Genomic DNA, 6,865 nt, shown 5'->3' on the forward strand with positions numbered 1-6,865 from the left:
TCCAGGCACCGCCGTATCGGGGAAAGGTATCGAGCAGTGGAGTGAGGAACCCGCAGTCGGTGGCCTGGCGAGTAATGAGGTGAGTATGTATGAAAGCATGGGCTAAGTCATTCTATAAAAGCAAGGCATGGCGAGATTGTCGCGATGCTTATTTTGTTTCCCGACATGGGCTGTGTGAGAGATGCAGCAGGCCGGGAAAAATCGTCCACCATAAGATCTACCTGACACCAGACAACATCGATAACCCTGATGTGAGTTTAAATTGGGAGAACCTTGAGCTCCTCTGTCAAGATTGCCACAACAATGAGCATCATGGCACCAAGCCAACTGGAGATGGATTGAAGTTTGATGAGTCTGGGGATCTCGTGGAGGCATAGCCCCCCCTTTTTTATTTTTGTTGGTTGGCTGTTGGGGACCGAGGCGGGGACCTCCGCGCAATACACAGGGGATTTTCCCATGACCCCCACCCCTATGTAGAGCTTAAAGAGGTGATCCATGAAGTGATCCATGAAGTGATCCATGAGGTGATATAAATGGCGAGAAAAAAAGAATTGACGAAAGAAGACCGGATTAAGAAAGAAGTGCGGAGATTAAAGCGGATCTATAAAGACTTGGAAGGGAAAAAGAAACAGGTTGCTGATGGCCTGATTCAAGAGGCTGCATTCATGCAAGCGACGCTGGAAGAGTTGAGGCGAATGATTGATGAACAGGGTCCGGTGGACTCGATGCCGCAAGGTGAGTATTCGATTTTACGCGAACACCCGGCTGTACGAACATACAACACGATGATTCAGCGATATACTACGGTCGTAAAACAACTGGCTGATCTTCTGCCAAGAGAGGAACCCAAAGAAAAAGACGATGGATTTGAATCGTTCGTGATGGAGCGTGATTAAATACGAAACTGACTATAATCCCATCCTCGAATACTGGAATAAGATTGAGACCGGCGAGGAGATCGTTTCCGACAAGGTGAAACGGGTATACAAAAAGCTGGTCATTGATATGAACGATGCAAACAGTGAATGGGAATACAACTCCAAGCGAGCCAATCATGCCTTGGAGTTCATCGAAAACTTTTGCAAACACAGTAAGGGTAAAATGGGTGGGCAGCCGTTTAAATTGGAACTGTGGCAAAAAGCAATGACGGCGGCGCTGTTTGGCTTTGTGCACAAAATAGACGGTACGCGCAAATACCGGGAGTTTATTTTGATTGTTGCCCGGAAGAATGGGAAATCTGCTTGGGGATCGGCAATTGCTTTATATATGCTGCTTGCCGACGGGGAGCCTGGTCCGGAAGTCGTATCCGCTGCTACAAAAAAGGATCAAGCAAAAATTGTATGGTTAGAATCCAAGCGCATGGTCAAAAAGTCTCCTGTATTACGCAAGAGAATCCGTTCACTGGTAGCTGAATTGCTGTCAGACTTTAACGATGGGTCGTTTAAGCCACTATCCAGTGATAGTAACACCTTGGATGGTCTCAACGTTCATTGCGCACTGATCGATGAGCTTCACGCAATCGAGGATAAAAACCTATATGACGTGATCGTTGATGGTATGACAGCTAGGGAACAACCCTTGTCAATTATCACGACGACAGCGGGGACGGTTCGTGAAGGGATCTTCGATATCAAATATGATGAGTGTGAACGTATTATCAATGGTTATGATGACCCAAATGGCTATAAGGATGAGCACGTATTACCGATCATCTACGAACTGGATAAGCGCGAAGAATGGACGAATCCGGATGCATGGAGAAAAGCAAATCCGGGATTAGGAACCATCAAAAATCGTGATGAGCTGGAACGTAAAGTTAATAAAGCTAAAGCGAATCCTTTGTTGGTCAAGAACTTACTGACAAAGGATTTTAATATTAGAGAAACTACTTCGGAAGCGTGGTTGACATTTGAGCAACTAAATAACCAAGCGACATTCAATATCAAAGAGTTGAAACCAAGATACGGCATTGGGGGATGTGATTTATCCAGCACAACGGACTTAACTGCGGCATGTGCCTTGTTTCAAGTGCCGGATGATGACACCGTATATGTCACACATATGTATTGGTTGCCAGAGGATTTACTTGAAAAACGGGTGCATGAAGACCGTGTTCCCTATGATATATGGAAAGAACAGGGACTTTTAAGAACTTCACCAGGAAATAAAGTTCATTACAAACTTGTGGTCGAATGGTTTCTGGAATTGCAAAACGAGTATGATCTATATCTTCCTTGGGTGGGCTATGACTCATGGAGTGCGACGTATTTTGTTGAGGACATGCAAAACAACTTCGGCAAGGATTCGATGATCCCGGTCGTCCAGGGAAAGAAAACATTATCCGGTCCGATGAAATCCATGGGAGCAGATTTGGAAGCGAAACGGATTAACTACGGCAACAACCCCATTACAAAATGGTGTTTGTCAAATACAAATATTGACGTAGACAAGAACGACAACATCCAGCCGTCCAAAGGGAAACAACAAAAAAGACGCATTGATGGCGCGGCTGCCATGCTCAATGCTTATGTCATTTATCAGGACAAGCATCAAGATTATGTCAACCTGATTTAAGGAGTGATAACGATGCCGAATTACAGCCCGAGAAGCGGACGCATCCAAACGGATGATGGACAAACGCATAACATTGTCGATCTGCTCGGGGGTGGCACTCCCATTACAAGCCAAGCGGTAGACATAAACTCTTATGCACCGCAAGGCGATAAGATCATAGGGGAGGACGGCAACATTTACAGTTTGGTGTCTTTACTGCAAGGGGTTGGTGGGGGAACGGTGTCATGGGAAGACGTACAGAATAAACCTACTTCATTCCCTCCACAATCACATACGCACGAAATAAGCGAAGTTAATAATCTTCAAACTGAACTTAATTCCAAACTAACAGCCAGCCAAGCTGCAGCAGTTGCAGATAGTGTGGATGCTCCTGACGTTGCAACATTAGAAGAAAAAATGAATGAATTGTTGGCGGCATTAAGAGCGGCGGGGATTATTGCGACATAGCAATGATGGAATAGGAAGGGGGGTGATTTAGATTGGATTGGTAGAATGGATGTTTGGGAAACTAACCAAACAACGCCCGGTTACAAGTTATAAACTCATTACTGATTTAGGCGATGGGTTTTACGCTTGGAAAGGGAACGTATATAAAAGTGATATTGTCAGAGCGTGCATCCGTCCGAAAGCCCGGGCAATAGGTAAGTTGGTAGGTAAACACATCCGTGACAATCAGAACGGTTTTGTTGAGAGTCCTGACCCTAACATAAAACTGTTACTACAAGATCCCAATCCTTTAATGAGCGGTCAAATGCTACAGGAAAAACTGGCCGTACAATTAGAACTGAACAACAATGCTTTTGCCTTGATAAAAAGGGACGAGAACGCCTTACTCCCTACTGAAATTTACCCTATTCCTGCAATCGAAGTGGAAATGCTAGAGGGGCCAAAAGGTGACATGTTTCTTCGCTTTTATTTTGAAGATGGGAAACGAATGGTTGCCCCGTATTCAGATGTTATTCATTTGAGGCAGGATTTTAACAATCACAACTTGTTTGGAGATAGCCCGCAGGAAGCGCTTATTGATCTGATGGATGTCGTCAAGACGATTGACCAAGGCATGGTCAAGGCCATCAAGAACTCAAACAGCATCCGCTGGTTATTGAAATTTAACCAGACTTTGAGACCAGAGGACATCACCAGTGAAACTGAAAGATTCGTGAATGACTTTTTATCATCGGATAGCAAGACAATTGGTGCGGCGGCTGTGGATGCAAAAGCTGATGCCCAACAAGTTGATCCAAAAAATTATGTGCCGAATGAACATCAGATGGCGAATGTCGTTGAGCGCATCTATGATTTTTTTAACACCAATAAGAAGATCGTCCAAAGCAACTATACAGAAGATGAGTGGAACGCTTATTACGAATCAGTCATAGAACCAGTGTCTATGCAGTTGGCGAACGAGTACACCCGAAAGCTGTTTACCCGGCGTGAACGCGGACATGGGAACAGGATTGTGTTTGAATCCATCAGCCTGCAATACGCTTCAATGAATACAAAGTTGGGACTTGAACGCATGGTTGATCGAGGGGCGCTTACTCCTAACGAATGGAGGAAAATATTGAACCTTGCACCTATCGAAGGTGGCGACAAACCTGTCAGACGTTTGGATACTGCTCCGGTCAGTGAAGGAGGTGAGGATGATGGACAAGACGGAAACACGGGAAATGACTCAGGAAATTCAGATTAGGGAAAACGAAGACGGCAAACGAACAATAAGCGGGTATGCTGTCAAATGGGAAAAGAAATCTCATGTGCTGGGATACTTCCGCAAGTTCCGTGAACAATTTCAAAAAGGTGCTTTCGCTGATTCTCTTCAAAAAGACGATCAGCGTTTTTTATGGTCTCATGACGCATCTAAAGTGTTAGGACGAACCAAAAATAATACTTTGCGTTTGCAAGAAGATGATACTGGGCTGCGTTTTGAGCTGGACTTGCCGAATACGACTCTGGGAGAAGACACTTACAAATCTATTAAAAGGGGTGATGTGGATGGAGTAAGCTTTGGCTTTCAAATGATTAGTCATGATCTGGAAGAACCAGACGATGACTTGCCATTGCGAACTGTAACGAAAGCGAGATTGCTGGAAGTATCAGCCGTCGCCTTCCCGGCTTATCCAGATAGCCAGGTAAGTGCGAGGGGATACGATCCACTTAAGCAAAAACATGAAGAGTTAAGGTCTAAAATTTTTATCTTAAACAATCTATAGGAGTGATTCAATTATGAACAGAATTGAGGAAATCAAGCGGCGTAAAGCTGAGATTAATGAGATTTTGAACGATGAAAAACGCAGTAAAGATGTAGATTTGAAGGCGCTTGAAAAAGAAGTCCGTGAGTTGAACGCAGAGCTTGAAGAATTGGAAACTCGCAAGCGTTTGTTGGAAGAAACAAAACAGATTGATAGCGGAGAAACGCAAACTCGGACGATTGAGACATTCAATGCTCAACAAAAAACAGAAAACCGTGAACTTGGAACAGACTCTATTGAGTACCGCAAAGCGTTTATGAATTATGTATTGCGTGGTGATAAGATCCCTGCCGAATTGAGACAGGATGAAGTGACTTACACCACAGATGTGGGGTCTGTTATTCCGGAGACGGTTTTAAACCGGATTGTTGAGAAGTTGGAAGCAACGGGCATGATTCTTCCCCTTGTTACACGTACAGCTATTCGTGGTGGGGTAACCGTTCCGACATCCACTGTAAAGCCTGTTGCAACATGGGTGGCGGAAGGACAAGGAAGTGACAAGCAAAAGAAAACAACCGGACAGATTACCTTTGCTTACCACAAGTTGCGCTGTGCGGTTGCCGTTTCGCTTGAAGTGGACACAATGGCCTTGGCTGTCTTTGAATCTACTCTGATCAACAATGTTGTCGAGGCTATGACCAAAGCACTTGAACAAGCCATCATCAGCGGTGATGGTGTCGGAAAGCCAACGGGTATTTTGACTGAAATACCTGAAGCTGGACAATCCATTGATGTTTCTGAAATCAATTACCAAACGCTGATTAATGCTGAATCCGCATTGCCACTTGAATATGAAACGGGTGCTGTTTGGGTGATGACGAAGAAAACGTTCATGAGCTTTGTTGGTATGGTTGACAACAATGGACAACCCATTGCCCGTGTTAATTATGGCATCAATGGTAGTCCTGAGCGCACTCTTTTGGGACGGAATGTCGTATTGTGCAATTACGTTGATAGTTTCGACACTGCCGCAGATGAAAGCCCGTTTGCTTTTTTGTTCAACTTCTCCGACTACATTTTGAACACGAACTATCAAATGGGTGTGAAACGTTATGAAGATAACGAAACCGACGATCAAGTGACGAAAGCTGTCATGATTGTTGACGGTAAAGTTGTCGATAAGAACTCCTTGGTTGTCTTGAATAAAGCATCTGGCGGAGGTGTTGAAGGGTAATGACCAATTTTAAAGCTAAGGTTGTAGAGGATATCCCTGCTCATCGTTTATTAGGGTTAGGTGGTATAAATTCGGGAGGAGACCCGGAAGAAGGATGGGAAACTATCTATCTCATCCCTTCTCGTTTGGGTTGGATTCCTGATTTTGTGACGAGCAAAGAACTAAAGGCAGGTGAATTTGTGAATGTCGCTATCAAGGATAACCCAATCTGGGAAGTAGAGGCCGTAGAGGATTTGCCCGCTGGAACGGCTGTCCAATGTACAGAAGACGGTAGGGTAAAACATTATGTTCCTGCTGATGGAAATCACATTGGGTGCACATTGCATTCTGTAAAAGCCGGAGAAGTGGTGGCGTTTTTCCGTAAATATGGAACAATGCCACCATCGCAAGAACAAGTATTAGCAATGCCGCAAGTAGAAAAAGAAACCAAGTCTAAACGCACTCGCAAGAAAGCGAGTGTTTAATTATGTTGGATGATGTAAAGCAAACATTACGTATTAGCACAGCAAATACGGCATTTGATAATGAAATTGAAACTTTGATTGATGCGGCCCGACTGGACTTAATTCAGTCGGGTGTTTCTGCTTTGAAGGTAAATGACGACACGGATGCGCTCATTAAACGAGCGATCATCACCTATTGTAAAGCACATTTTGGTTACGATAATCCGGAGGCAGAGCGCTTTACACAGTCTTATATCATGCTCAAACAACACTTAGCCCTGGCAAGTGATTACAACGGTGGTTCAAATGAGACACAATGACGTGATCCACCTGGTGGGGATTGAAATCATAGAAGATGAGATCGGGAACCAGATCAAACAGGAGACGGAGCGGCAGGTATTCGCCAATGAAATGTCTGTCGG

The 6,865-nt window shown here is 44.4% G+C and carries 9 protein-coding genes; all 9 read left to right on the forward strand.

Annotated elements, in window-relative coordinates:
- The first annotated feature begins 89 nt into the window (after nt 1–89).
- Complete coding sequence (locus tag CHM34_RS18100; RefSeq protein ID WP_094266013.1) at nt 90–377, forward strand: HNH endonuclease; 288 nt, start codon at nt 90–92, stop codon at nt 375–377.
- A 156-nt stretch (nt 378–533) separates the two neighbouring features.
- Complete coding sequence (locus CHM34_RS18105) at nt 534–896, forward strand: hypothetical protein (RefSeq protein WP_094266014.1); 363 nt, start codon at nt 534–536, stop codon at nt 894–896.
- On the forward strand, nt 889–2,574 hold the full coding sequence (locus CHM34_RS18110) for a terminase large subunit (protein WP_094266015.1): 1,686 nt from the start codon (nt 889–891) through the stop codon (nt 2,572–2,574). Before CHM34_RS18105 ends, CHM34_RS18110 begins: the two co-directional genes overlap by 8 nt.
- Nucleotides 2,575–2,586: 12 nt before the next feature.
- Entirely contained in the window at nt 2,587–3,021 is a 435-nt protein-coding gene (locus CHM34_RS18115) for a hypothetical protein (protein ID WP_094266016.1), read from the forward strand.
- A 31-nt stretch (nt 3,022–3,052) separates the two neighbouring features.
- On the forward strand, nt 3,053–4,267 hold the full coding sequence (locus CHM34_RS18120) for a phage portal protein (protein ID WP_094266017.1): 1,215 nt from the start codon (nt 3,053–3,055) through the stop codon (nt 4,265–4,267).
- Entirely contained in the window at nt 4,221–4,787 is a 567-nt protein-coding gene (locus tag CHM34_RS18125; protein WP_141201769.1) for an HK97 family phage prohead protease, read from the forward strand. The genes CHM34_RS18120 and CHM34_RS18125 overlap by 47 nt, the downstream gene beginning before the upstream one ends.
- Nucleotides 4,788–4,800: 13 nt before the next feature.
- Nucleotides 4,801–6,000 carry a phage major capsid protein gene (locus CHM34_RS18130; protein WP_094266019.1) on the forward strand — a complete coding sequence of 400 codons (1,200 nt, stop codon included), beginning with the start codon at nt 4,801–4,803 and terminating at the stop codon, nt 5,998–6,000.
- Nucleotides 6,000–6,464: a hypothetical protein gene (locus CHM34_RS18135; RefSeq protein ID WP_094266020.1), complete on the forward strand. Its 465-nt coding sequence runs from the start codon at nt 6,000–6,002 to the stop codon at nt 6,462–6,464. Before CHM34_RS18130 ends, CHM34_RS18135 begins: the two co-directional genes overlap by 1 nt.
- Nucleotides 6,464–6,763 carry a head-tail connector protein gene (locus CHM34_RS18140; protein WP_141201770.1) on the forward strand — a complete coding sequence of 100 codons (300 nt, stop codon included), beginning with the start codon at nt 6,464–6,466 and terminating at the stop codon, nt 6,761–6,763. Before CHM34_RS18135 ends, CHM34_RS18140 begins: the two co-directional genes overlap by 1 nt.
- Nucleotides 6,764–6,865: the final 102 nt, after the last annotated feature.

It is taken from the genome of Paludifilum halophilum, assembly GCF_002245355.1.
Taxonomy (GTDB): domain Bacteria; phylum Bacillota; class Bacilli; order Thermoactinomycetales; family DSM-45169; genus Paludifilum; species Paludifilum halophilum.

Bases quoted from the DNA above. Each gene is read 5' to 3' on its own strand.
- CHM34_RS18115 (WP_094266016.1), top strand. From the start codon at position 2,587: ATGCCGAATTACAGCCCGAGAAGCGGACGCATCCAAACGGATGATGGA.
- CHM34_RS18135 (WP_094266020.1), top strand. From the start codon at position 6,000: ATGACCAATTTTAAAGCTAAGGTTGTAGAGGATATCCCTGCTCATCGT.
- CHM34_RS18125 (WP_141201769.1), top strand. From the start codon at position 4,221: ATGGACAAGACGGAAACACGGGAAATGACTCAGGAAATTCAGATTAGG.
- CHM34_RS18130 (WP_094266019.1), top strand. From the start codon at position 4,801: ATGAACAGAATTGAGGAAATCAAGCGGCGTAAAGCTGAGATTAATGAG.
- CHM34_RS18105 (WP_094266014.1), top strand. From the start codon at position 534: ATGGCGAGAAAAAAAGAATTGACGAAAGAAGACCGGATTAAGAAAGAA.
- CHM34_RS18100 (WP_094266013.1), top strand. From the start codon at position 90: ATGAAAGCATGGGCTAAGTCATTCTATAAAAGCAAGGCATGGCGAGAT.